This window comes from Kitasatospora sp. NPDC052868, from assembly GCF_044547105.1.
Lineage (GTDB): Bacteria > Actinomycetota > Actinomycetes > Streptomycetales > Streptomycetaceae > Kitasatospora.
This window is the reverse complement of record NZ_JBITZW010000006.1, coordinates 51,773-73,422: the sequence shown is the minus strand read 5'-3', so window position 1 is coordinate 73,422 and position 21,650 is coordinate 51,773. Positions and strand designations below refer to the sequence as shown.

17 protein-coding genes are annotated in these 21,650 nt (G+C 73.5%); 7 read left to right on the top strand and 10 right to left on the bottom strand.

Annotated features, from left to right (window positions below):
* Nucleotides 1-22: 22 nt before the first annotated feature.
* The gene (locus tag ACIGZJ_RS12665; protein ID WP_392939998.1) at nucleotides 23-832 is read right to left on the bottom strand and encodes a 2OG-Fe(II) oxygenase; all 810 of its coding nucleotides are present in this window, start codon (nucleotides 830-832) and stop codon (nucleotides 23-25) included.
* Nucleotides 833-938: 106 nt separating this feature from the next.
* Nucleotides 939-2,177 carry a 5-aminolevulinate synthase gene (hemA, locus tag ACIGZJ_RS12660; RefSeq protein ID WP_396457175.1) on the bottom strand — a complete coding sequence of 413 codons (1,239 nt, stop codon included), beginning with the start codon at nucleotides 2,175-2,177 and terminating at the stop codon, nucleotides 939-941.
* A 278-nt stretch (nucleotides 2,178-2,455) separates the two neighbouring features.
* Here hemA and ACIGZJ_RS12655 point away from each other — a divergent pair, with 278 nt between their 5' ends.
* Nucleotides 2,456-4,168 carry a long-chain fatty acid--CoA ligase gene (locus ACIGZJ_RS12655; protein WP_396457174.1) on the top strand — a complete coding sequence of 571 codons (1,713 nt, stop codon included), beginning with the start codon at nucleotides 2,456-2,458 and terminating at the stop codon, nucleotides 4,166-4,168.
* A gap of 121 nt (nucleotides 4,169-4,289) precedes the next feature.
* On the opposite strand, the gene ACIGZJ_RS12650 is transcribed toward ACIGZJ_RS12655, so the two are convergent.
* The gene (locus ACIGZJ_RS12650; protein WP_396457173.1) at nucleotides 4,290-5,897 is read right to left on the bottom strand and encodes a BTAD domain-containing putative transcriptional regulator; all 1,608 of its coding nucleotides are present in this window, start codon (nucleotides 5,895-5,897) and stop codon (nucleotides 4,290-4,292) included.
* A 463-nt stretch (nucleotides 5,898-6,360) separates the two neighbouring features.
* Between ACIGZJ_RS12650 and ACIGZJ_RS12645 the strand changes: the two genes are divergently transcribed.
* Genes ACIGZJ_RS12645 through ACIGZJ_RS12635 form a run of 3 tightly spaced genes read left to right on the top strand, consistent with a single transcriptional unit; the run spans nucleotide 6,361 to nucleotide 8,778 of the window.
* Nucleotides 6,361-7,896, top strand: coding sequence for a sodium:solute symporter (locus ACIGZJ_RS12645; protein WP_396457172.1), 1,536 nt, complete (start codon nucleotides 6,361-6,363; stop codon nucleotides 7,894-7,896).
* Between the two features lie 10 nt (nucleotides 7,897-7,906).
* On the top strand, nucleotides 7,907-8,506 hold the full coding sequence (locus ACIGZJ_RS12640; RefSeq protein WP_396457171.1) for a SigE family RNA polymerase sigma factor: 600 nt from the start codon (nucleotides 7,907-7,909) through the stop codon (nucleotides 8,504-8,506).
* Nucleotides 8,503-8,778, top strand: coding sequence for a hypothetical protein (locus tag ACIGZJ_RS12635; RefSeq protein WP_396457170.1), 276 nt, complete (start codon nucleotides 8,503-8,505; stop codon nucleotides 8,776-8,778). Before ACIGZJ_RS12640 ends, ACIGZJ_RS12635 begins: the two co-directional genes overlap by 4 nt.
* A gap of 10 nt (nucleotides 8,779-8,788) precedes the next feature.
* Here ACIGZJ_RS12635 and ACIGZJ_RS12630 read toward each other — a convergent pair whose 3' ends face one another.
* The 6 genes from ACIGZJ_RS12630 to ACIGZJ_RS12605 are packed head-to-tail and all read right to left on the bottom strand — an operon-like array spanning nucleotide 8,789 to nucleotide 15,910.
* Nucleotides 8,789-9,655 carry an ATP-binding cassette domain-containing protein gene (locus tag ACIGZJ_RS12630; protein WP_396457169.1) on the bottom strand — a complete coding sequence of 289 codons (867 nt, stop codon included), beginning with the start codon at nucleotides 9,653-9,655 and terminating at the stop codon, nucleotides 8,789-8,791.
* Entirely contained in the window at nucleotides 9,652-10,725 is a 1,074-nt protein-coding gene (locus ACIGZJ_RS12625; RefSeq protein WP_396457168.1) for an ABC transporter ATP-binding protein, read from the bottom strand. Before ACIGZJ_RS12625 ends, ACIGZJ_RS12630 begins: the two co-directional genes overlap by 4 nt.
* Nucleotides 10,725-11,585 (bottom strand): ABC transporter permease, encoded by an 861-nt coding sequence (locus ACIGZJ_RS12620; protein ID WP_392939981.1) that lies wholly within the window; start codon nucleotides 11,583-11,585, stop codon nucleotides 10,725-10,727. The genes ACIGZJ_RS12625 and ACIGZJ_RS12620 overlap by 1 nt, the downstream gene beginning before the upstream one ends.
* Entirely contained in the window at nucleotides 11,582-12,556 is a 975-nt protein-coding gene (locus tag ACIGZJ_RS12615; RefSeq protein ID WP_392939979.1) for an ABC transporter permease, read from the bottom strand. The genes ACIGZJ_RS12620 and ACIGZJ_RS12615 overlap by 4 nt, the downstream gene beginning before the upstream one ends.
* Nucleotides 12,553-14,181: an ABC transporter substrate-binding protein gene (locus ACIGZJ_RS12610; RefSeq protein ID WP_396457167.1), complete on the bottom strand. Its 1,629-nt coding sequence runs from the start codon at nucleotides 14,179-14,181 to the stop codon at nucleotides 12,553-12,555. Before ACIGZJ_RS12610 ends, ACIGZJ_RS12615 begins: the two co-directional genes overlap by 4 nt.
* Before the next feature lie 31 nt (nucleotides 14,182-14,212).
* Nucleotides 14,213-15,910 (bottom strand): amidohydrolase, encoded by a 1,698-nt coding sequence (locus ACIGZJ_RS12605; RefSeq protein ID WP_396457166.1) that lies wholly within the window; start codon nucleotides 15,908-15,910, stop codon nucleotides 14,213-14,215.
* Between the two features lie 127 nt (nucleotides 15,911-16,037).
* Here ACIGZJ_RS12605 and ACIGZJ_RS12600 point away from each other — a divergent pair, with 127 nt between their 5' ends.
* Nucleotides 16,038-16,733 (top strand): TetR/AcrR family transcriptional regulator, encoded by a 696-nt coding sequence (locus ACIGZJ_RS12600; RefSeq protein ID WP_396457165.1) that lies wholly within the window; start codon nucleotides 16,038-16,040, stop codon nucleotides 16,731-16,733.
* 266 nt (nucleotides 16,734-16,999) lie between these two features.
* A complete protein-coding gene (locus ACIGZJ_RS12595) occupies nucleotides 17,000-18,679 on the top strand; it encodes a flavin monoamine oxidase family protein (RefSeq protein WP_396457164.1) in 1,680 nt (559 codons plus the stop codon).
* Between the two features lie 203 nt (nucleotides 18,680-18,882).
* Here ACIGZJ_RS12595 and ACIGZJ_RS12590 read toward each other — a convergent pair whose 3' ends face one another.
* A complete protein-coding gene (locus tag ACIGZJ_RS12590; RefSeq protein ID WP_396457163.1) occupies nucleotides 18,883-19,578 on the bottom strand; it encodes a 4'-phosphopantetheinyl transferase family protein in 696 nt (231 codons plus the stop codon).
* 160 nt (nucleotides 19,579-19,738) lie between these two features.
* Here ACIGZJ_RS12590 and ACIGZJ_RS12585 point away from each other — a divergent pair, with 160 nt between their 5' ends.
* Entirely contained in the window at nucleotides 19,739-21,544 is a 1,806-nt protein-coding gene (locus ACIGZJ_RS12585; protein ID WP_396457162.1) for an amino acid adenylation domain-containing protein, read from the top strand.
* The last annotated feature ends 106 nt before the right edge of the window (nucleotides 21,545-21,650 follow it).

Genomic DNA, 21,650 nt, shown 5'->3' with positions numbered 1-21,650 from the left:
GTGGACGGGCGGGGAGCCGGGATCAGCTCCAGAAGAGCAGCGGCTCCTGCGGCCCCTTGGAGGCGATGAAGGCGGCCGCGCCGACCCGGTGCTCGCCCTGGCCCGAGGTCACCGCGTGCAGCATCCGGGGGCTGAAGATGATGAGGTCCCCGGCGTCCGGGTGGATCTCGACCACCGGGGGCTCCACGGAGTCCCGCTCCAGGCCCTCGACCTCCAGGATGACCTTGGTCTCCTCCTCGGTGGGCTCCCGCTGCCACAGCTGCAGGGTGCCGCCCTCCGCGGGGACCTGGAGGTAGACGTTGGCGACCAGCTGGTTGAGCACGCCCTCGATCTCGGGGGCGTCGCTCTCCTGGTCGATCGCGTCGTTGTGCGGGTAGAACTCCGAGGTCGTCGGCTGGAAGACCCGGAAGGCGCCGACGAAGCAGGCCCGGCCGCGCAGGCGCAGCAGGTTCGCCCCGGACGGCCACAGCTCCTGGAGCTGGAGGCGGACCCGGTCGATCGGCGAGAGGTAGGGGTGGAACATCGAGCGGACGTCCTCGATCGCCGGCAGGGCCGCGTCGTGGTACTTCCTGGTCAGCTCGTCGTCCCACTTGGTGTCGATGTGCGGCATGTAGACGCGGCCGACGCTGCTGGTGTGCTGCTTGTGGTAGTTGCCGAGGGCCTGGTGGTTGATCGCCTTCTGGGCGACCTCCTTGGCGATGTCGACGGGGTAGTAGCCCCGGACGTGGATCGCGCCGATCTCGCGGTTCGCCAGCTGGAGCAGGCTCTCGGTGGTGAGCTCGTCAGCGATCTTGTTGGTCGCCGACCTGACGACCTGGGAGGTGACGGTCACGGAATGCGCTCCTTTTGGTGGACGGAAAGGGTGTGCGGGGGTGGCGCGGTGCCTTCGCGGGACCGGCCCGGTGAACAGGTCGGGCCGGTTGGGCCGGGCTGGCCGGTCAGGCCGGGTAGCGGCACGGGCCGTCTGCGCGCGGGGCGTCGAGGTCGCGCCAGACGGTGTCGAGGGCGTCGGCGAGCCGGCGGACGTCGTCGGGCCGGTGCACGGCCGACGGCGCGATCCGGAGGATCTCCTCGCCGGCCCGGACGCTCGGTGCGTTGATCGGCTGGATGTAGACGCCGTGGCGCTGCAGCAGCAGGGCGGACATCTTGCGGCACAGCTCGTCCTCGCCCACGAGGACGGAGACGATGTGCGACATGTCGGAGAGGAACGGGATCCGACGCTCCGTCAGCAGCCGGTGGAGCAGCTGCGCGTTGGCCCGCAGGCTGTCCCGTTCGGACTCGGACCTCCTGAGGTGGCGCACCGCGGCGAGCGCGGCCGCGGCCACGGCGGGGGGCAGCGAGGTGGTGAAGATGAACGGGCGGGAGAGGCTGCGGACCGCGTCGACCAGGGCGGCCGGCCCGGCGATGTAGCCGCCGCACACCCCGTACCCCTTGGCCAGGGTGCCCATGACGACGGTGAACTCGTCCGCCAGCCCGGTCCGGGCGGCGATGCCGGCTCCCTGGGGGCCGTACATCCCGACGGCGTGCACCTCGTCGAGGTAGGTCGTCGCGCCGTGCCGCCGGGCGATCTCGGCGATCCTGGCGAGCGGCGCGACATCGCCGGACATCGAGTACACCGACTCCAGCACGACCAGCTTCGGCCGGTCCGGTCCGGCCTCGGCGAGCAGTTCGTCGAGATGGTCGGCGTCGTTGTGCCGGAATATCCGCTTGGCCGCTCCGCTGTGCCGGATCCCGTCGATGATGGACGCGTGGTTCAACTCGTCCGAGAATACCGTGCAGTCCCCGGAAAGACCGGCCAGGACGGCGAGCGCGCCGTCGTTGGCGGTGTATCCGGAGGTGAAGAGCAGGGCCTCCTCCTTGCCGTGGAGATCGGCCAGCTCCTTTTCCAGGAGTACGTGGTGGTGATTGGTCCCGGCGATGTTCCGGGAGCCGCCCGAACCGGCGCCGAACTCCTCGGCGGCCTGCCGCATGGCGGCCACCACGGAGGTGTGCTGGCCCATTCCGAGATAGTCGTTGCTGCACCAGACGCTGATCTCGGACAGGCTGCCGCCGGTCGGGTCCTGTGCGGTCGTCGCGGCGGGGTACCGGCCGGCGATCCGGCCGATCTCCAGGAATTCACGGCCCCGCCCGGACGGCTCCGCCAGGCGCTGCGAAAAGAAATCGAGATGCCGGTTCACGATATCGACCCCCTCCCCGAATTTCGTGTTCTGTACGAATCTTCGCCACCGGTCGACCACCCCGGCCCGGAACACGCTAGGTGACCTCCGTCCGGACTGTCCAGGGAGATCGCTCTCTCCATTTCCACTCCGCGGTAATCGGCGGTCCACTGGGTGTGCCACTGCCTGTCCGATTTCCCGGCGATTACCGGGCGATGGACGAACCGTCGGCGGCCGCGGACCGGTAGTGCCATGCTTTTCCGGGTGCGCCGCGCGCCCGAGGGGAGGCTGTGCCGCGCATGGATACCGCGAACGACACGGGCGCCGGGGATGCCACCGACCGCACCGACCGCACCGACCGCACCGACGCCACCGGGACCTCGGGGGGCGGTGCGACGCTCTCGGTCGCGGCGGTGCTCGCCGAGTCGGCCCTGCGGCGGCCGGACCACCCCGCGGTCGTCCACGAGGGGCGGGAGATCCGCTACGGCGAGCTGTGGGAGCGGGCCCGGCGCTACGCGGCCGTGCTGCGCGAGGCCGGGACGGGCCCGGGCGACCGGGTCGCCCTGCTGCTGACCAACACGCCGCACTTCCCGATGGCGTACTTCGGGGTGCTGGCCCTGGGCGCGGTGGTCGTCCCCGTCCACCCGCTGCTGCGCGCCGGGCAGATCGCCCACCTGCTGCGGGACAGCGGCGCCCGGACGCTGGTCTGCGCGGCCTCGGCGCTGCCGGAGGCCCTGCGGGCGGTCGAGGAGGCGGCGAAGGAGGCGGCCGGGGAGGCGGCCGGGGAGGCGCCCAAGGCGGACCCGGCGGCCGAACCGGGCCCGCCGATGGCCGTGTTCACCCTGGCGGACACCGAGGGCGCCAGGGGTGCCGAGGGCGTCCCGCGGATCGACCTGCTCGCCGAGCGGGCCGAGCCGATCGACGGCCACCTGCCGCGCGCGCCCGGGGACATCGCCGTCATCCTCTACACCTCGGGGACCACCGGCCGGCCCAAGGGGGCCGCGCTGACCCACCTCAACATCGTCATGAACCTCACCACGACGGCCCGTTCGCCGTTCGACATGCGTCCGGAGGACCGGCTGCTGGGCTGTCTGCCGCTCTCCCACACCTTCGGTCAGCTGTGCGGGATGGGCGTCTGCTTCCTGGTCGGCGCCACCCTGGTGCTGATGCCCCGGTTCGAGGGCCGGCGGGCGGTCGAGCTGATGGCGGCCCACGGCTGCACGGTGTTCATGGGCGTCCCGACGATGTACCTCGCCCTGCTGGACGCCGTCGCCGAGGACGGCGCCGCCCGGCCGCGGCTGGACCGCGCGTACTCGGGCGGCTCGGCCCTCCCGGTGAAGGTGCTGGAGGAGGTGCAGCGGGCGTTCGGCTGCACCGTCTACGAGGGCTACGGCCTGACCGAGACCTCGCCGGTGGTGGCGTACAACCAGAAGGCCTGGCCGACCAGGCCCGGGACGGTGGGCCGGCCGGTCTGGGGCGTCCGGGTGGGCATCGCCCGGGCGGACGTCGAGGGGCGGATCGAGCTGCTGCCCGACGGCGAGGTGGGCGAGGTGGTGATCCGGGGCCACAACGTGATGGCCGGCTACCACAACCGCCCCGACGCGACCGCCGAGGTCCTGGTGGACGGCTGGTTCCGCTCCGGGGACCTCGGCAGGCTGGACGCCGACGGCTGTCTGACGATCGTGGACCGGAAGAAGGACCTGGTGCTGCGGGCCGGCTACAACGTCTACCCGCGCGAGGTGGAGGAGGTGCTGGTGCACCACCCGGCCGTCGCGCAGGTGGCGGTGATCGGCGTGCCGGACCGGGTCCACGGCGAGGAGGTGTGCGCGGTCGTGGTGCCGAGGCCCGGCAGGGTGGCGGACGCCGCCCTGGCCGCCGGGATCACCGCCTGGAGCCGGGAGCGGATCGCCGCCCACATGTACCCGCGGCGGGTCGAGTTCCTGGACGCCCTCCCGCTCGGGATCAGCGGGAAGGTGCTCAAGCGGGAGCTGGTCGCACGGTTCGGCGCCTGAGCCGGACGGCGGTCGGGTCGCCGTACCGTGCGCAGGTGTCCGCCACCGGCATCCGACGGTGCGTCACCGAGCGGCGGTGACGCACCGGTTTTCCTTGCTGCACTGATGAACTGACGAACCGTCAGGCCGCCGAGAGCGGTTCGAGGGTGATGGTGGTGGACCAGGGGGCGGTGTCGTCCCAGCTCGGCCGGCGGTCCGCGAGCTCCGGCCGGGCCGTGACGATCACCATCAGCGGCAGCGGACCGGGGGTGCGGACGGCCTCGCCGAGCGAGTCCAGCACCGGGTCGTCGGAGTGGTGCAGGTCCTCCAGGACGACCACCAACGGGTGGCCGGCCGCCGCCTGTTCGAGCGCGTTGCTCAGCCCGCCGGAGCTCTGGCCCTGGGGCCGGAGGATCCCGTCGGTGCTCCCGTCGGTGCTCCCGTCGGTGCTCCAGACCGTCGCCACGCCGTCCCGCCGCAGGCTGTCGCCGAAGTCGGTGACCAACCCGCTCTTCCCGGTGTCCCGGTTGCCCAGGATGGTGACCACGTGCGGTTTGCGCTTGCGGCGGACCAGCGTCAACAGGCTGATCAGCAAGTCCAGTTCGGCGGTCCGGTCAGGGGAGTGCAGGGTGCTGTCGGGGAGCGCCGGGGCGGCGGCAGGCCGCGGGGCGCCCAGGCGCGCCAGGGGCACCCCGCGCCCCGGGCCGGGCACGGGCTCGGCGCAGTACGCGGTGCCCGGTCCGGTCGGCTGCTGCCGCTGCGGCCCGGGTTGCGGCAGGGCCGGCCGCCCGGGAGCGGCCCGGGGCGCGGCGGGCAGGTCCAGCGCGGGGTCGTGCCGCAGGATCGCCTGGTAGAGGTCCTGGAGCTCCCGGCCGGGCTCCAGCCCGAACTCCTCCAGCAGCCGCGGGCGGAGCCGGCGGTAGACGCCCAGCGCCTCCACGTGCCGGCCGCAGCGGTAGAGCGCCAGCATCAGCAGGTGGCACATCCGCTCGCGGGGAGCGGCCAGGGCGACCTCGGCCTCCAGCTCGGCCATCACCTCGTGGTGGCGGCCGCCCTCCAGCTCGGCCTCGAAGAAGTCCTCCAGCGCGGCCATCCGGGAGTTGCGCAGCGCGGCCAGCTCCGGCCAGTCGATCCCGGTCTCGGCGAGGTCCTCCAGGACCGGCCCGCGCCAGCAGTCCAGCGCCTCCCGGAGCAGCCGGGCCGCCTCGCCCGGCGAGCCGGCCACGAGCCTCGCCCGGCCGTCCTGGACGAGCGACTGAAAGTGCGCCAGGTCGATGCGGCTGGTGTCGATCCGCAGCATGTAGCCGGGCGCGCGGCTCACCAGCTCGGCCGCGCGCGGGTCGACGCGGGCGCGGGACAGCAGCCCGCGCAGGCCCGACACGGCGTTCTGCAGCATCTTCCGCGCGGTCGGCGGGGCCTCCTGCGGCCACATCGCCTTCAGCAGCTGGGTGGTGGAGACCACCCGGTTCGCGTGGAGCAGCAGGAAGCCGAGCGTGGTCCGCTGGATGACGCCGCCCAGCGGCAGCAGCCGGCCGTCGTGGACCACCTCCAGCGGCCCCAGCAGCCGGAACATCACCTGGTCGGCCGCCGGGCGCGGCGGGCGGCCCGGCAGGGGGCCGGCCGGCGTCTGCGGCGCAGGCCCCGGCCGGCCGGGGCCGCCGGGGACTCCGTGGCCCGGGTAGTCGGTGTGGCCCGGGTAGTCGGCGTGGTCCGCGTGGTCGGCGCCGGCCGGCAGGGAGCGCAGCCGCACCGGGTCGGCACCGTTGTCTCGAATGTCTCGAAAGCTTTCAGAAAGGGGCATCCCGTACTCCGGTCGGATATTCGGAAAGGGTCCTCCGTGTGAGCGCCGGCCCTTGCGGTGACCGGCGCACCGTCCCCGTCGACCTTCCACGAGGTTCGTTCCGGCCGTCCGTACCCACCCGGTACGGCCGGCCCAAGGCTCCGCCTCGCAGGGGAGTTGCCGAGGCCGGCCCTTCGGTTTACCTGCACTCCGGGATTCCGCCTGTGATGTACGTCACAGTCCATGAATGAGGGCATATGGTGAACTTCGCGACAATTGACCCGATTTGGAGGCGTGGGTGTTTCGGGTGGTGGGAAGAGTCTCCGGGTTTGTTGCGTCCGTCACGTGGTCGGATTACGGTCCTGTCGCATGAACATGTCGAACGCCTGAACAGGAATGCAGACAAAGGCGGCAGATGTCCTACAATGTTTCGTTGGCCTCGTTCGCCATGGTTGTGGGGGGAGTGGCCGTCGCCGTGGGCGTCGCCGTACGGCGCTCGGGCCGGGGGGAGCTTCCCCAGCCGTCGGGTTGGGCGCTGGCCGGCCGGCGGCTCGGTCCGGTCGGCACGGCCGTCCTGCTGGGCGGCACCGTCTACACCGCCTACACCGTGGTGGCCGTCCCCGGACTCACCTACGCCACCGGCGGGTTCGGGCTCTACGCGCTCGCCTACACCATACTGCTGCAACCCGTCGCCATGGTGGTGCTCCCGCGACTGCGCCGACTCGCCGTCCGGCACGGGCTGGTGACGGCCGCCGATCTGGCGCTCAACCGGCACCGCTCGCACGCGTTGGCGCTCGCCGTCGCCCTCACCGGCATCCTGGCCGCGATGCCCTACCTCGTCCTCCAGGTGGTCGGACTCGAGGCCGTCCTGCGGGTCATGGGGGTCGATCCGGGCGGCCCCGTCGGGCTGCTCGGCCTCGCCGGGGTGTTCGCCGTGCTCGTCCTCGTCCTGCTCCCCGGCGGACTGCGGGCCTGCTCCTGGTTCGCCCGCTTCAAGGCCGTCCTGATCTTCGGCATGCTGGCCGCGGTGCTGGTCCTGGTCACCCGGAACGTGGCCGGCCCGCGCGAGGTGTTCGCCCTGGCCGGCCGCCGGCTGTCGGCCGAGGGGCTCGGCTCGCTCACCCCGCCCGGCTCCCAGACCGCCTATCTGACGCTCGCCCTGGGCTCGGTGCTCGCCCAGCTGATGTACCCGCAGGTGCTCACGGTGTCCTTCGCCGCCCGCAGCACCGACGCGCTGCGCCGCGCCGTCCTGTCGCTGCCGCTGTGGACCGCCGCGCTCGGCCTGTTCGCCTACCTCGGCTTCGTCGCGCTGGCGCTGGACGTCCGGACCCCGGTCGGGCACGCGGAACTGGCGGTGCCGATGCTGCTGCGCCGGCTCGACGCGCCCCCGGTCGAGGGGCTGCTGCTCGGCGCGCTGGCGATCGCGGCGCTGCTCCCGGCCGCGGTGATGGCCATCGGCATCTCGACCCTGGTGGCCCGCAACATCTACGCCGAGTACTTCAACCCGACCGCCACCCCGAAGCACGAGGTCCGCGCGGCCGGCTTCGCCGCCGTGGTGATCATCGTGGGCGCCCTCGCCTTCGCGCTGGCCCTCCACCCGCAGGACGCGATCAACCTCCACCTGCTGGGCGGGGTGTGGATCAGCCAGACCCTGCCCGCGGTCGGGCTCGCGCCGTTCACCCGATGGTTCCACCACCGGGCCCTGCTGGCCGGCTGGGCGGTGGGCATGCTGGCGGGGACGGCGATGGTGGTGAGCGGCGGCTTCTCCTCCGTCGTCGACGTGGGCCTGGGGCTGGTCCACCTGCCCGTGTACGTCGCGGTCACGGCGCTCTGCGCCAACCTCCTGGTGGTGGTGGTCCTGACCCCGGTACTCGACCGCGTCGGTGTGCCGCGCCGGTCCGAGCCCCCGGAGGAGGTCCGGGATGTCCAGCGCAGAGGCTCGCGATTCGCGGTGCGGGTCGACGGATGAGGAGCAGGGCGTGAACCACGCTGCCCAGGCGGCCGAGGCCTTCATGGTCGCCGAGCAGGAGAGCGGGCCGCCGGGCCGGGAACAGCCCGGCCGGTCGGACGACTTCAACCTGCGCGACGCCGACCGGGACGACGCCATCGCCCACCTGTTCGCCACCCACCACCGCGGACTCCTCCGGCTGGCCTTCCTGCTCGGCGCCGACGGGGACACCGAGGACGTGGTGGCCGAGGCCTTCTACCAACTCCACCGTCGATGGGGACGGTTGCGCTCGCCGGACGCGGCGCTGGGCTACCTCAGGGGCACCGTCTGCAACATGGCCCGGATGCGCCTGCGCCACCTCCGGGTGGTTCGCAAGCACACCCACCACATCGAGCGGCTGGAGCTGTCGGCCGAGGCCCAGGCGATCATCAGGGACGAACACCGGCTGGTGGTCAAGGCGTTGGCGGCCCTCCCGGCGCGGCAGCACCAGGTGCTGGTTCTGCGATACTGGCTCGACCTGAAGGAGGCGGAGATCGCGGAGATCATGGGTATCTCACCGGGCGCCGTGAAGTCCCATGCCTCCAGGGGGATGGCGAGGCTGAGCAGCGTCATGAAGGGAACCCAGGCATGAGCGCTTCCACCGAAGAGCGGTTGCGGGCCGTTCTCGCGCACCTCGCGGCGACCGTCGAGGCGCCCCCCGACGCCTACCAGCGCGCCCAACGGACCTGGAAGCGCTGCGAGGTGCGGCGCCGCGCGATCATGGTCTCGACCGCGCTGGTGCTGGTCGCCATCGCCTGCGCGATCGGCCTGTGGGCACTGTCCGGTGCCTCCCCCGGCCAGCACGTCATCTTCGACGACCACACCCGCCGCCCCAGCACCCTCTTCCCCCCGGGTTCCCCGTAGGGCCCCGGCTCTATCCTTCCTGCCCGCCCGCCGCCGCGAGGTCGCGGCGCTGCGCGCCGATCGCCTCCGGGTCCCACCCGGGGTGCGGGACGGAGGAGAGCAGCAGCCGGGTGTAGGGGTGCCGGGGCGTGGTGAGCAGCTCGTCGACGGGCCGGTGCTCCATCGTCCGGCCGCGGTACATCACCAGGGCCTCGTCGCAGATGTAGCGCACGACCGCCAGGTCGTGGCTGACGAAGACCAGCCCGATGCCGGTGTCCCGGCGGATGTCGGCGAGCAGGTTGAGGACCTGCGCCTGGACCGAGACGTCCAGCGCCGACACCGCCTCGTCCAGTACCAGGACGGCCGGCTCGACGGCCAGCGCCCGTGCGATGGCGGCGCGTTGGCGCTGTCCGCCGGAGAGCAGCCGCGGCGGCGCGGCGGCCTCCCGCTCGCCGAGGCCCACCTGGGCCAGCAACTCCCGTACCCGGGCCGCCCGGTAGGCCCGCCCGGCCCGTCCCGACCGCTCCGGGGAGCCGTGCAGGCGCAGCACCGCGTCCAGGGTGTCGCCGATGCCGAGGCGTGCGTCCAGCGACAGGTACGGGTCCTGGAAGACGATCTGGACGGCCTTGGCGCGGGCCAGCCGGGCGGCCCGGCCGCGGGTCCGCGGGGCGAGCGGGGTGCCCTGGACCAGGATCTCGCCGTGGTCGGGGCGTTCCAGGCCGACCAGCATCCGCGCGGTGGTGGTCTTGCCCGAACCGGACTCGCCCACGATGCCCAGGGCTCCGCCGGGGCGCAGGGTGAAGGAGAGGTCGTCGACCGCGACGAGGGGCGCCCCGCCGGTCGGGTAGGTCTTGCGCAGGCCGCTGACCTGGAGCAGCAGGCCGGGGTCGGTGGTCAACGGTCCTCCTCGGGAGCCGGGTTCGAAGCGGAGGCCGACGCCGGAGCCGTAACCGAAGCCGACGCCGAAGCCGGAGCCGGGGCCGAGCCGGGCCAGGCGGGTTCGGGCGAGGACGCGAGCTCCTCCGCCCGGTGGCAGGCGACCACCGTCGCCCCCACCGCGGCCGGCTCCGGCACGCTCTGGTCGCACAGCCCGGGCCGGGCGAACCGGCAGCGGTCGGCGAACGCGCAACCGGGGGCGCTCTGCGCCAGGCCCAGCGGGGCGCCGGGGATCGGCAGGAGCCGGCCGAGCGGCCCCTCCAACGGCGGCGAGGAGCCCAACAGGCCGGCGGTGTAGGGGTGTCGGGGCGCGGCGAGCAGGTCGGCGGCGGCGCCGGACTCGACGATCCGCCCGGCGTACATCACGTAGATCCGGTCGCAGGTGGCCGCCGCGAGGTCCAGGTCGTGGGTGATCAGGAGCAGGCCGAGGCCGATGTCGCGCTGGAGCCGGCGCAGGATGGCCATGATCTCGGCCTGGGTGGTGACGTCCAGCGCGGTCGTGGGCTCGTCGCAGAGCAGCAGGCGCGGCTCGGCGGTGAGCGCCCCGGCGATCATGACGCGCTGCAGCATGCCGCCGGACATCTGGTGCGGGTACTGGCGCAGGTGCCGGGGCGGGTCGGGCAGGCCGACGGCCGCCAGCAGTTCGAGGGCGCGGGCCCGGGCCCCGGCCTTCGAGCGGCCGCGGACCAGCCGCAGCTGCTCGGTGAGGAAGTCGCCGACCCGGCGCACCGGGTTGATGCCGGCCCGGGGGTCCTGGAAGATCATCGAGGCCTTGGCGGTGCGCACCTCGCGCAGGCTCGCCTGGTCCGCGCCGACCAGCTCGACCCCGTCCACCCGGACCAGGCCGCCGACCCGTGCGCCGGGCGGGAACAGGCCGAGTGCGGCGCGGGCGGTCACCGACTTGCCGGACCCGGACTCGCCGACCAGGGCGACGGCCTCCCCGGCGGCGACGCCCAGGCTGACGCCGTCCAGGATCGGCCGGGCCATCCCCGGCAGGGCGACGTGCAGGCCCTCGTACTCGAGCAGCGGCATCAGGATTCCCTCCCCGCGAGCCGGTCGCCGAGGTGCTCCCCGACGACGTTGAAGGCGACGACGACCAGCACGACCGCGACGGCCGGGACGATCGCGGACAGCGGCTGCCCCTGCAGCACGGCCGCCTGCCCCTGGTTGATCATGGCGCCCCAGTCGGGGGTGGGCGGTTGCACGCCGAGCCCGAGGAAGGACAGCGCGGCGAGGTCCAGCAGGGCGTAGCCGAAGTTGACCGTCGACTGGGCGAGGACGGTCGGCATGATGCCCGGCAGCAGCCGGCGCACCGCGACGAACACGGCCGAGTGGCCCTGGACCCGGTAGGCGGCGATGTACGGCCGCACCTTCTCCTGCGCGGTGAGGCTGCGCACCAGCCGGGCGGTGTACGGCAGGTAGGCGACGGCCATGGCCAGGACGGGCGCGGTCAGCCCCTTGCCGAACAGGGCGACGGCGAGGATCGCCAGCAGCAGGGCGGGGAAGGCGAACAGGATGTCCAGCACCCGGCCGATCAGGGCGTCGACCCAGCCGCCGCGCCAGGCGGCGAACAGGCCCACCGGGATGCCCGCGAGGGCGGCGAACGACACCACGGCGAGCGGTCCGGCCAGACTGGTGCGGGTCCCCTCGACGAGCGCCGAGAAGGTGTCGTGCCCGCCGCCGTCCGTCCCGAGCCAGTGCTCGGGGCCCGGGCCGGCGAAGCCGTTGCCGAGCTCGCCGAAGGCCGGGTCCTGCGGGGCGAGCCAGGGCGCGAACAGCGCCGCGAGGACGAACAGGCCGAGCACCAGCGCGCCCGCCCTGGTCAGCGGGCCGCCGCCGAGCCGCCGCAGGGTGCGCAGCGGGCTGCTCAACAGGGTTGTCGGGCTGCTCATCGGGCTCCTCCCGCCGCGCGCACACGCGGGTCGATCAGCGGCTGGACCAGGTCCACCACGGTGTTGACGACGACGAAGGCGGCGACCACCAGCAGCACGATCGCCTGGACGACCTGGAAGTCGAGCTGGTCCACGCACTGGACCAGCAGCGAGCCGACCCCGGACATGCCGAACGCGGTCTCCACGATCGCGGTGCTGACCAGCATCCCCGAGACCAGCAGCCCGCCGACGGTGGCGATCGGGCCGAGGGCGTTGCGCAGCACGTGCCGCCGGATGACCGTCCGCCGGGGCAGCCCGCGGCTCAGCGCGACCTCGACGTGCTCGCGCCGCAGCTCGTCGAGCATCGCCGAGCGGGTCACCCGGGTGACCAGCGCCATGAAGGTCACCGACAGGGCGATCGCGGGCAGCAGCACGTGGTGCAGCCGGTCCACCAGGCCGGTGCCGTTGCCGATGGTGGGGAACCAGCCGAGGTTCACCCCGAGGACCGAGCGCAGCACGATCGCCGCGACGAAGGAGGGCACCGCGGCGCCGACCGTCACCAGCAGCAGCACGGCGGAGCCGGTACGGGTGCCGCGCCGCAGCGCACCGACGATGCCGGCGCCGACGCCCACCACGGCGATCAGCAGGGTCGCCACCCCGACCAGCAGCAGGGTGGCCGGGAGCCGGGAGGCCAGTACCTCGCCGACGCTCTGGTGGAACAGGTGGGAGCGGCCGAAGTCGCCCTGCAGCACGCCCTCCAGCCAGTGCCAGTAGCGCACCGGGAACGGGTCGTCGAAGCCGTACTGCGCGCGGAGCGTGGCGAGTTCCTGCGGGCCCGGGCTGCGCCCGCGGACCAGGAAGGCGGCCGGATCGCCGGGTGCCAGGTAGAGCGAGGTGAACACCAGGAACGAGGTGACCAGCAGGGTCACCGCCATGCCCAGCAGTCTGCGCAGCGCCGATCGGGCCGCCCGCAGGGCGGCGGCGGGCGTCATCCCTTGGCGCCGATCTCGGCGGCCCACGGGTAGTAGAGGTAGGCGATGGACGGCTGGACACCGGTGATCCGCTTGCCGAGGAAGACGCTGACCGGCTCGGTGTACAGCGGCAGCCAGGGCAGCTGCGTCATGGCGATCTTCTGGGCGGTCCCGGTGGCGGCGGTGTGCTCGGCCGGGTCGTAGGCGCCGACGGCCCGGTCGACGGCCGCGTCGAACTGCGGGTCGGACCAGCCGCCGTAGTTGCTGAACGCCCCCGTCCGCAGCGAGCCGAACATGTCCAGCGGGTCGGTGATCGAGGTGTACCAGAAGGTCAGGAAGAGGTCGATGCCCTGGCGGGCGGCCGGGTCGGTGAAGAGCGCGGTGTACTTGTCCGCGGCGATGGTGTCGATCTCCGGCTTGAGCCCGATGGCCGTGGCGGCCTGGGCGACGGCCTGGGTGATGATGGTGGTCTGGGAGTCCAGCGGGCTGGTCGCGATCACCACCTTCTGGCCGGCCACCCCGGCCTCGGCGGCGAGCGCCTTCGCCTTGGCGGTGTCGTACGGGTAGGCGGGCAGGTCCTTGAGCAGGTCGGCGGCGCCCGGGGCGCCGTTCCAGTTGTTGTCCGTCACCAGGGAGTCGGCGACCTCGCCGACCCCGTTGGCGCCGGCCTTGACGATGCCCTTGCGGTCGATGGCCATCAGCAGGGCCCGGCGCACCCGGGCGTCGCCGAGCGGGCCCTTGAGGTTGTTGACCACCTCGGTGGCGACGGTGGTGTTCTGGCCGAAGTAGAGCGCGCCTCCGGGGGTGGACCTCAACTGCCCGTAGGCGGTGGGCGGGACCATCCAGCCGCCGTCGACCTCGCCGCTGCGGAAGGCGTTGACCCGGGTGGTCGGGTCGGACAGGAAGACGAACCTGACCTCGCCGGACTTGGCCTTCAGCCCGGGGTTCCAGTAGTCGTCGAAGCGCTTGAGCACCAGCGACTGGCCGGACGTCCAGGAGGAGAACGCGAACGGCCCGGTGCAGTTCACCCCGGTCGAGGGGTTGCCGTAGTCCTTGCCGGCCTTGGCCAGGGTGGCCGCCGACTCGATGGTGCCGGGGCCGGCCGCCAGGTACTTGTTGAAGGTGGAGTCCGGGGTCTTCAGGGTGACGGTGACCTCCAGTGCGCCGGTCTTCTCGATCGACCGCACGTTGCGGAACGGGTTGGCCCAGACGCCTGCCACGGCCGGGTCCAGGTTGCGGCGCAGCGAGGCGACGACGTCGTCCGCGGTGAGCTCCGTCCCGTCGTGGAAGTGCACCCCGGGGCGGATCCGGTAGACCCAGCTGGTGGGCGTCGGGTTGGTGAACGAGCTGGCCAGGTTGGGCGAGGTGGTGAGGTCCGGGTTCCACCGCAGCAGGCTCTCGCAGACGTTGGAGAGGATCTGGTTCGGCGGGAAGTCGAACGAGTAGGCGTAGTCGATCGAGGTCGGCTCGGCGAAGAGCGACCAGGTGAAGGAGTCGATGCCGCCCGCGGCGGCGGGCGTGGTGTCCGTCAGCCGGTAGCCGGCGGCGGTGTCGCCGCCCTGCTGGGCGGTGCCGCTGCAGGCGCTGGTGGCGAGGGCGGCGGCCGCGGTGGCGGCGGCCAGCAGGGCGCGGGGGCCGGATCTCATGGGGGGTCCTCCGTGGGGGAGTGGGCGGGGGTCAGGAGGTGGCGGTGAAGACGGCGCGGCCGTCGATGTAGGTGCGCAGCACCCGGGTGCGGCCGATCTCCTCGGCCGGGTGCTCGAAGGGGTCGCGGTCCAGCACGACGAGGTCCGCGAACTTGCCGACCTCGACCGTCCCGGTGACGTCGTCGAGGTGGTTCACCCAGGCGCTGCCGGCGGTGTACGCGGTGAGGGCCTGGGCGAGCGTCAGGGCCTGTTCGGGGTGGAACGGTTCGCGCGGCCGGTGGTCGGCCGAGGCGTTGGGGGCGTCCACCGGGACGGCCCGGTTGACCGCGACGTGGATGCCCCAGAGCGGGTTGGGGCTGCTCACCGACCAGTCGCTGCCGGCCACCAGCCGGGTGCCGGCCCGCTGGAGGTCCCCGAACGGGTACTGCCGGGCCGAGCGCTCGGGGCCGAGGAACGGGATCGTCAGCTCGTCCATCTGCGGCTCGTGCGCGGCCCACAGCGCCTGGATGTTGGCGGCGGCCCCCAGCTCGGCGAAGCGGGCGACGTCGTCGGGGTGGACCACTTGGAGATGGGCCAGGTGGTGGCGATTGTCGCCCGGGCCGTTGGCCTCCCGGGCCGCGGCCAGCGCGTCGAGCGCCTCGCGGACGGCGCGGTCGCCGAGCGCGTGGAAGTGCACCTGGAAGCCGGCCCTGTCCAGGGCGCGGACCGCCTCGTTGAGCACCTCCGGGCCGACGAAGGTGAGTCCGGAGTTCCCGGTGGGGCAACCGCAGCGGTCCAGGTAGGGCTCCAGCATGCTGGCGGTGAAGTTCTCCGCGATGCCGTCCTGCATGATCTTCACGGTGGTGGCGCGGAACCGGCCGAGCCGCCCGCCGCGGCGGCGCTCCTCCAGCTCGGGCAGCTGCTCCAGGCCGCGTTCGCGGTCCCACCAGAGCGCGCCCACCACCCGGGCCTGCAGGGCGCCCTCCCGGGCGGCGCGCAGGTAGACCTGGTAGTTGTCGGGGTTGCCGGGGAAGGCGCCGATCATGGCGTCCTGCCAGCTCGTCACCCCGAGCGAGAAGAGGTGCTGCTGGGCGACGAGCAGACCGGCGTGCGCCTCGTCCGCCGTCGCGACGGGGACGTGCGCGGCGACCAGGTCCATCGCCCCCTCCTGCAGGGTGCCGGCCGGGCTGCCGTCGGCCTCCCGTTCGATCCGGCCGTCCGCCGGGTCGGGGGTGTCGCGGTCGACGCCGGCCAGCCGCAGCGCCGCCGAGTTGACCCAGGCGCCGTGGCCGTCGCGGTTGGTGAGCAGCACGGGCCGGTCCGGCACCACGGCGTCGAGCATCGCGCGGGTGGGGACGCCCCCGGGGAAGACGTCCATCGACCAGCCGCCGCCGCAGATCCAGCGGGCGTCGGGGTGGGCCGCGGCGTAGCCGGCGACCGCCTCCAGGTAGCCCGCCACCGTGCGCTGCGCCGACAGGTCGCAGCGCAGCATCTGGACGCCGGCCACCGCCGGGTGCACGTGGGCGTCCTGGAACCCGGGGACGAGCAGGCCGCCCGCGAGGTCGACCACCTCGGTGTCGCGGCCCACCAGCAGCCGGACCGACGCCTCGTCGGCGACCGCGGTGATCCGGCCGTCCCGGACGGCCACCGCGGCCTCGATCGGCTCCGCCGCGGTCGCGGTGAAGACCCGGCCCCCCACGAAGACGGTGTCGGCCCGCTGCCCGTCGTTCGCCGCTTCGGCCTGTGCCATCAATGGAACCTCCCCCTCGGCGGGCGGGCCCGCTCGGCGTGTTGTTGTGGAGGAGTGAACGGCAGCGCAACACTGTTGTCAACAGTGTTGCGCAACATCGCGCACGCATCGATACACTGGGGGCACCATGCAGAAGAACCACGCAACTCCCGCCCGGACCAAGCGCGTCGGCGCCCAGCTGACGCCCGAGGCGATCATCGAGGCGAGCCTGCGGATCGCCGCCAGGGGCAGCGCCGACGCCTTCACCGTCCGCCGCCTCGGCGAGGAGCTGGGCGCCGATCCGACCGCGGTCTACCGGCACTTCCGCGACAAGGACGAGCTGCTGCTCTCCGTCGCCGACCGGACGCTGGGCGAGGTGCTGGAGAGCATCCCCGACGGCCTGGACTGGAAGGGGCGGCTGCGGGCGCTGGCCGACGGCTCGCTGGCGGTCGCCCTCAAGTACCCGGCGGTCAGCTCGGCGATGGCCAGCCGGACCACCCGGCGGGCCAACGAGTTCCGGGTCGTCGAGCTGATCCTCGGGGCCGTCATGGAGGCGGGGCTGGACGGCGCCGAGGCGGCCGTGCACTACCGGATGGTCGGCGACTCGCTGCTGGCCTACGTCGGGCAGCGGGCCGCCTACCTGCTCTTCGACCCGGAGGTCCGGGCCGCGGACGAGTCCTCGTGGAGCCGCGAGTACCGGGCGGTCGACGCCCAGGGGTTCCCGAACATCACCCGGCTGGGGCGCCAGCTGGCCGAGGTGACGCACGACCAGATCTTCCACGCCCGGGTGGAGGCGCTGATCACCGCGATCGAGCAGCGGGTCGCGGCCGTCCGCGGGGCGTGACGCGGGCGGTCCCGCGGTGAGCGCCGGGTGATCCCGGGGGCGGTTCGGGCGGTTCGGGCGGTCCGGGGTGGCCGGGGTCGGTGGCCGGGGATTCGGCGCGGGTTTGCGCAACACTGTTGACAACGGTGATGCGCGGGCGTTTCACTCCCCAGCAACTCGAACCACGCGTCGGGCGCCACGCCGCCGCGCGAGCCTCTCCGATCCGTCGCCGCCTGCCGCCCCCCACAGTGCCGCAGGGAGGCCGTCCCCCCGAGAAGAGGCACCACATGCACCGTGAACCCGCCGCCCCGCGCTCGACCCGCGCCGCGTCCGGCTCCCCGTCCGGCTCCCCGTCCAACGGCGGGGACCGGGCGGGCCTGCCCGATCCGCTGCGCGCGGCCTTCTCCGCCCTGGGCGAGGCTCGCCGCCGCCGGATGCCCGTCGCCGAGGTGGCCGGCGAGCGGGCCGAACGCGCCGAACGCCACCTCACCCGCCGCCGGATCCTCGGCACCGCGGGCGCCGTCGCCGCCGCCGGCCTGTCCACCGGACTGCTCGCCCCCGCCCCGGCCGCCGCGGCCACCGCACCCCGGGTGGTGGTCATCGGAGCCGGCCTCGCCGGGCTGCGCTGCGCCCACCGGCTGTGGAACCGGGCCAAGCCGGTCGCCGCGACCGTCTACGAGGCGGACACCACCCACCTCGGCGGCCGCTGCTGGTCCCTGCGCGGCTACTTCGCCGGCGGCCAGGTCTCCGAACACGGCGGATCCTTCATCAGCTCGACCGACCACGCCGTCCTCGCCCTGGCCGACAGCCTCGGCCTGCAGCGCGAGTACGCGAACGGCGGCGCGCTCGACTCCGGCGACTACGCGGCCTGGATCAACGGCACGCTGTACAGCGGCGAGCAGCAGCAGGACGACTGGATCGCCGGGGCGTTCGACGCCTTCAGCGCCTCCTACCGGGCCATCGGCACCCCGCGCCACGACCACCACACGGCCGAGGCCTACCGGCTGGACCAGCTGTCCTGCCTGGACTACCTCGACGAGATCGGCCTCCCGGCGGACTCCCGGCTCGGTCAGCTGATCCAGTCCATCCAGCTGCAGTCGGGCGGCGAGCCCGGGCAGTCCTCGGCGCTGGGCATGATCGGCTTCCTCGGCTCCTCCAGCGTGTTCGGCGGTGCCGAGGGGTTCGACGAGAAGTACCACCTGGTGGGTGGCAACGACCAGTTGGTCAGCGGCATGGTCGGACAGCTGCCCGCCGGGACGGTCCGTCAGGGGCACCAGCTGGTCGCCCTCGCGCAGAACGCCGACGGCGGCTACACCTGCACCTTCGACCAGTGCGGCAGCACCGTCACCGTCCGCGCCGACCACGTGGTGCTGGCGCTGCCGTTCAGCACGCTGCGCAACGTCGACCTCTCCCGGGCCAACCTGTCGGCCCTGAAGCTGACCGCGATCCGGCAGCAGGGGATGGGCCAGAACGGCAAGCTGGTCACCCAACTCTCCCGGAAGACCTGGCCCGCCCTCGGGTACAACGGCATCTCCAACACCGGACCGCTCGGCTACCAGACCGCCTGGGACGGCTCGGTCCAGCTGGGCCCGACGGGCGGACCGGCCCTGCTGGTCAACTTCCCCGGGGGCGACGGCGCCCGCGACCGGCTCACCGGCCCGGCGCACGGCCCGGCCCCGGCGGCCGACGTGACCGCCTTCCTCGCCCAGATCGAGCACCTCCACCCCGGCACCACGGCCACCTACAACGGCCGGGCCTACGAGGACCACTGGTCGCTCGACCCGTGGCACCTGGGCGCCTACCACTACTACCGGACCGGCCAGTACACCTCCTTCGCCGGCTACGAGGCGGTCCAGGAGGGCCGGATCCACTTCGCGGGCGAGCACACCGACGTGGACAACGCCACCCTCAACGCCGCACTGGCCTCCGGGGCCCGGGCGGCCGCCGAGGTCACCGCGCAGATCTGACCCGTCCCGTCCCGCCGGCACTCGGGAGGCCGGCGGGACGGGATGCGGTGCGCGCCGGCGAAATAGCGCCGGGCGCCGCTGGCCCCGGAGCTCGTGGGGCGGGTGGGACAGCCGTGTCGTTTTCCGGCGCCGCCCGCCGCCCTGCCCGCCCGCCGACCCGCCGACCCGCCGACCCGCCCGCCGACCCGCGCCGGGTGCCCCGCTCACAGATGGCGGACGGTGAGCCGGTCGGCCGCCGGGCCGGGCAGGGCGCAGGCCCCGACGAGCGGCCCCCGGCGGACCGGTACCAGCCGGAAGCCACCCCAACTCTCCATCGGTTCAAGGCCCTTGCCGATCAGATCGGCGCGGGCGAGGGTGCCCAGGGTGAGCCGGCCGACCTTGATCAGGGCCTCCTTGCGGACCCAGAGGTCGAGGAACGCCGTACCGGGATCGGGCGCCTCGCGCATCCACCGGTACTCGGCCGGGGCGAGCGCCCGGCGGGCCAGCGCGGGGGAGTGCCGGGCCGGGGTGGTCTCGACGTCGACGCCGAGCGGGCCCGCGCCGGCCGCCGCCGCCACCCACCCGCCGCGGGTGTGGGACCAGCCGACGGCGAGGTCCGGCGCCAGCGGGATGCTCGGCCGCCCGTGCTCCGCCGTGCAGTACTCGCATTCTTGACGGATCGTCACATCCTCGGGGTCGGTGCCGAGCACCTCGGCGGCGGCGATCCGGGCGAGCAGGTGCGCCGCCGTGAAGGTGTCCCGATCGTCCCGGTCCGGGATGGCGGCGGCCCGCCGGCGCTCCGCCGGGGTGAGGGCGGCCAGGGGGTCGCGCACCCGGGCCAGTACGGCCGCCGACCTGCTGGTCAGCACCAGGATTCGTGCACGGTCGGACGTGTGATTTTCAGTGGTCTGAACCTTCATGAATTCCCCTCTTACAGTGAATGGAATATGGAAGATCGCATTCCGATGGCGGCTCCAGTGACTCTCGATCAATCCTTGACGCAGAGGGTGAACGGCCAGCAAGATGACATCGATCCGTGACACGCGATGAAACCGAATTCTCAAAGGCCCGGGGGGTCTGGTGTTACGTAGGGGTCTTGGAGTGGCGGATGCTGTCAGACGGTCGGTGGACTTACGCCGACACGCTCCGGCGGTGACCGACCCCCTCCTTGGGAAGAGTCTGAGTTACCGGGAACTGTGGTCCCGGTCCGGCCGGCTGGCCGCCGCCCTGGTGCGGCGGGGCGTGGCCCCGGGCGATCTGGTGGTGGTGGATTCCGCCAGGTCGACCGATCTGGTGGTGGCGATGCTCGGCATCCTCCGGGCGGGTGCGGCCTACCTCCCGCTGGACACCCGGGCGCCGGCCGGGCGGGTGGCGGAGATCCTCGACGACGTCCGGGTGAAGGTGGCGGTCTCGGACGGCCGCCCGGACAGCGTGCTCGCCGCCGTCGCACCCCACCTCGACGTGCTGGCCGCCGAGCAGCCGCCGCCTGCCGGCAAGGTGCTCCTCCCCGACGCCGGCGGTGACGACCCCGCCTACGCCCTGTTCACCTCGGGCTCGACCGGCCGCCCCAAGGGCGTCCTGGTGCCGCACCGGGCCGTGCTGCGGCTCGCGGTGGCGGCGCGGTTCTGCACCGTCGAGCCCGGCGACCGGGTCGCCCAGCTCTCCAGCCCGGCCTTCGACGCCACCACCTTCGAGGTCTGGAACACCCTGGTGGCCGGCGGCGAGGTGGTGCTGCTGCCGTCCGTCGCCGAGCTGGCCATGGACGAATGGGTGGCGTTGGTGCGCCGCGAGCGGATCACCGCGATGTTCCTGACCACCTCGCTCTTCCACGCCCTCGCCCGCGAGGTGCCGGACGCCTGCTCCTCGCTCGCCACCGTGGTGGTCGGCGGCGAGCAGCTGGAGCTGCCGGCCGTGCGGCGGGTGCTCACCGCCGGGCCGCCGGGGCGCCTGGTCAACGGCTACGGCCCCACCGAGACCACCACCTTCGCCGCCTACTTCGACTGCACCGCGCAGAGCGTCGCCGGCCTGGAGCGGGTGCCGGTCGGCTACCCGCTGCAGGAGACCGAGCTGTACGTCCTGGACGAGGGGCTGCGCCCGGTGGCGGCCGGCGAGGTCGGCGAGCTGTGCGTCGGAGGGGCCGGGGTCGCGCTCGGCTACGTGGGCCGCCCCGAGCTGACCGCGGAGCGGTTCGTCGCCGACCCGGACGGCGGGCCCGGCCTGTACCGCACCGGGGACCTCGCCCGCCAGCTGCCGTCCGGCGCCCTGGAGGTGCTGGGCCGGCGCGACCGCCAGGTCAAGCTGCGCGGGTTCCGGATCGAGCTTCCGGAGATCGAGCTGGCCGCCACGGCGACCGGACTGGTGGACGCGGCCTTCGTGGAGAAGGAGGGCGAGGGACCGTCGGCCGTGCTGGCCGGCTACGTCCTCCCGGCGCCCGGTACCGACGCCGCCGCCCTGCCCGGGGAGCTCGCCGCCCGGCTCGCGGGCCGGCTGCCCTCGTACATGCTGCCGCCGCGCTGGCAGGTCCTGGCGCGCATCCCGTTCGGCGCCACGGGCAAGGTGGACCGCGCCGCGCTGGCCTCGGCGGTGGTGGCCGCGCCGGTCGACGCTGGCCCGGCCGGCCCCCTGGAGAGCGAGCTGCTGGAACTCTGCCGGCAGGTGCTCGGCGGTCGTCCGGCGCGCTCCGGCGACAACTTCCTGGACGCGGGCGGCAACTCCCTCGGCGCCACCCAGCTGGCATCCCGCATTTCCCGGGTGTTCGGCGTCCGGGTGCGGCCGGCCGAAATCCTGCTGGCCGCCACGATGGGCGAGCTGGCCGCCAGGGTGGAAAACCTCCGGACGGAAAAGGGCGGAGCGGCACGGGAATTCCCGGCCGAAAACCGCCGGTAGCCGGTTTCAAGCCACCGGTAGCCGATTTCAAACGTTCGGACCGTAAGAAGATTCCCGCCAGTTCCCTTCCCTGAATCAACGGCAGGGCGGTACAGCCCTGCCCCGC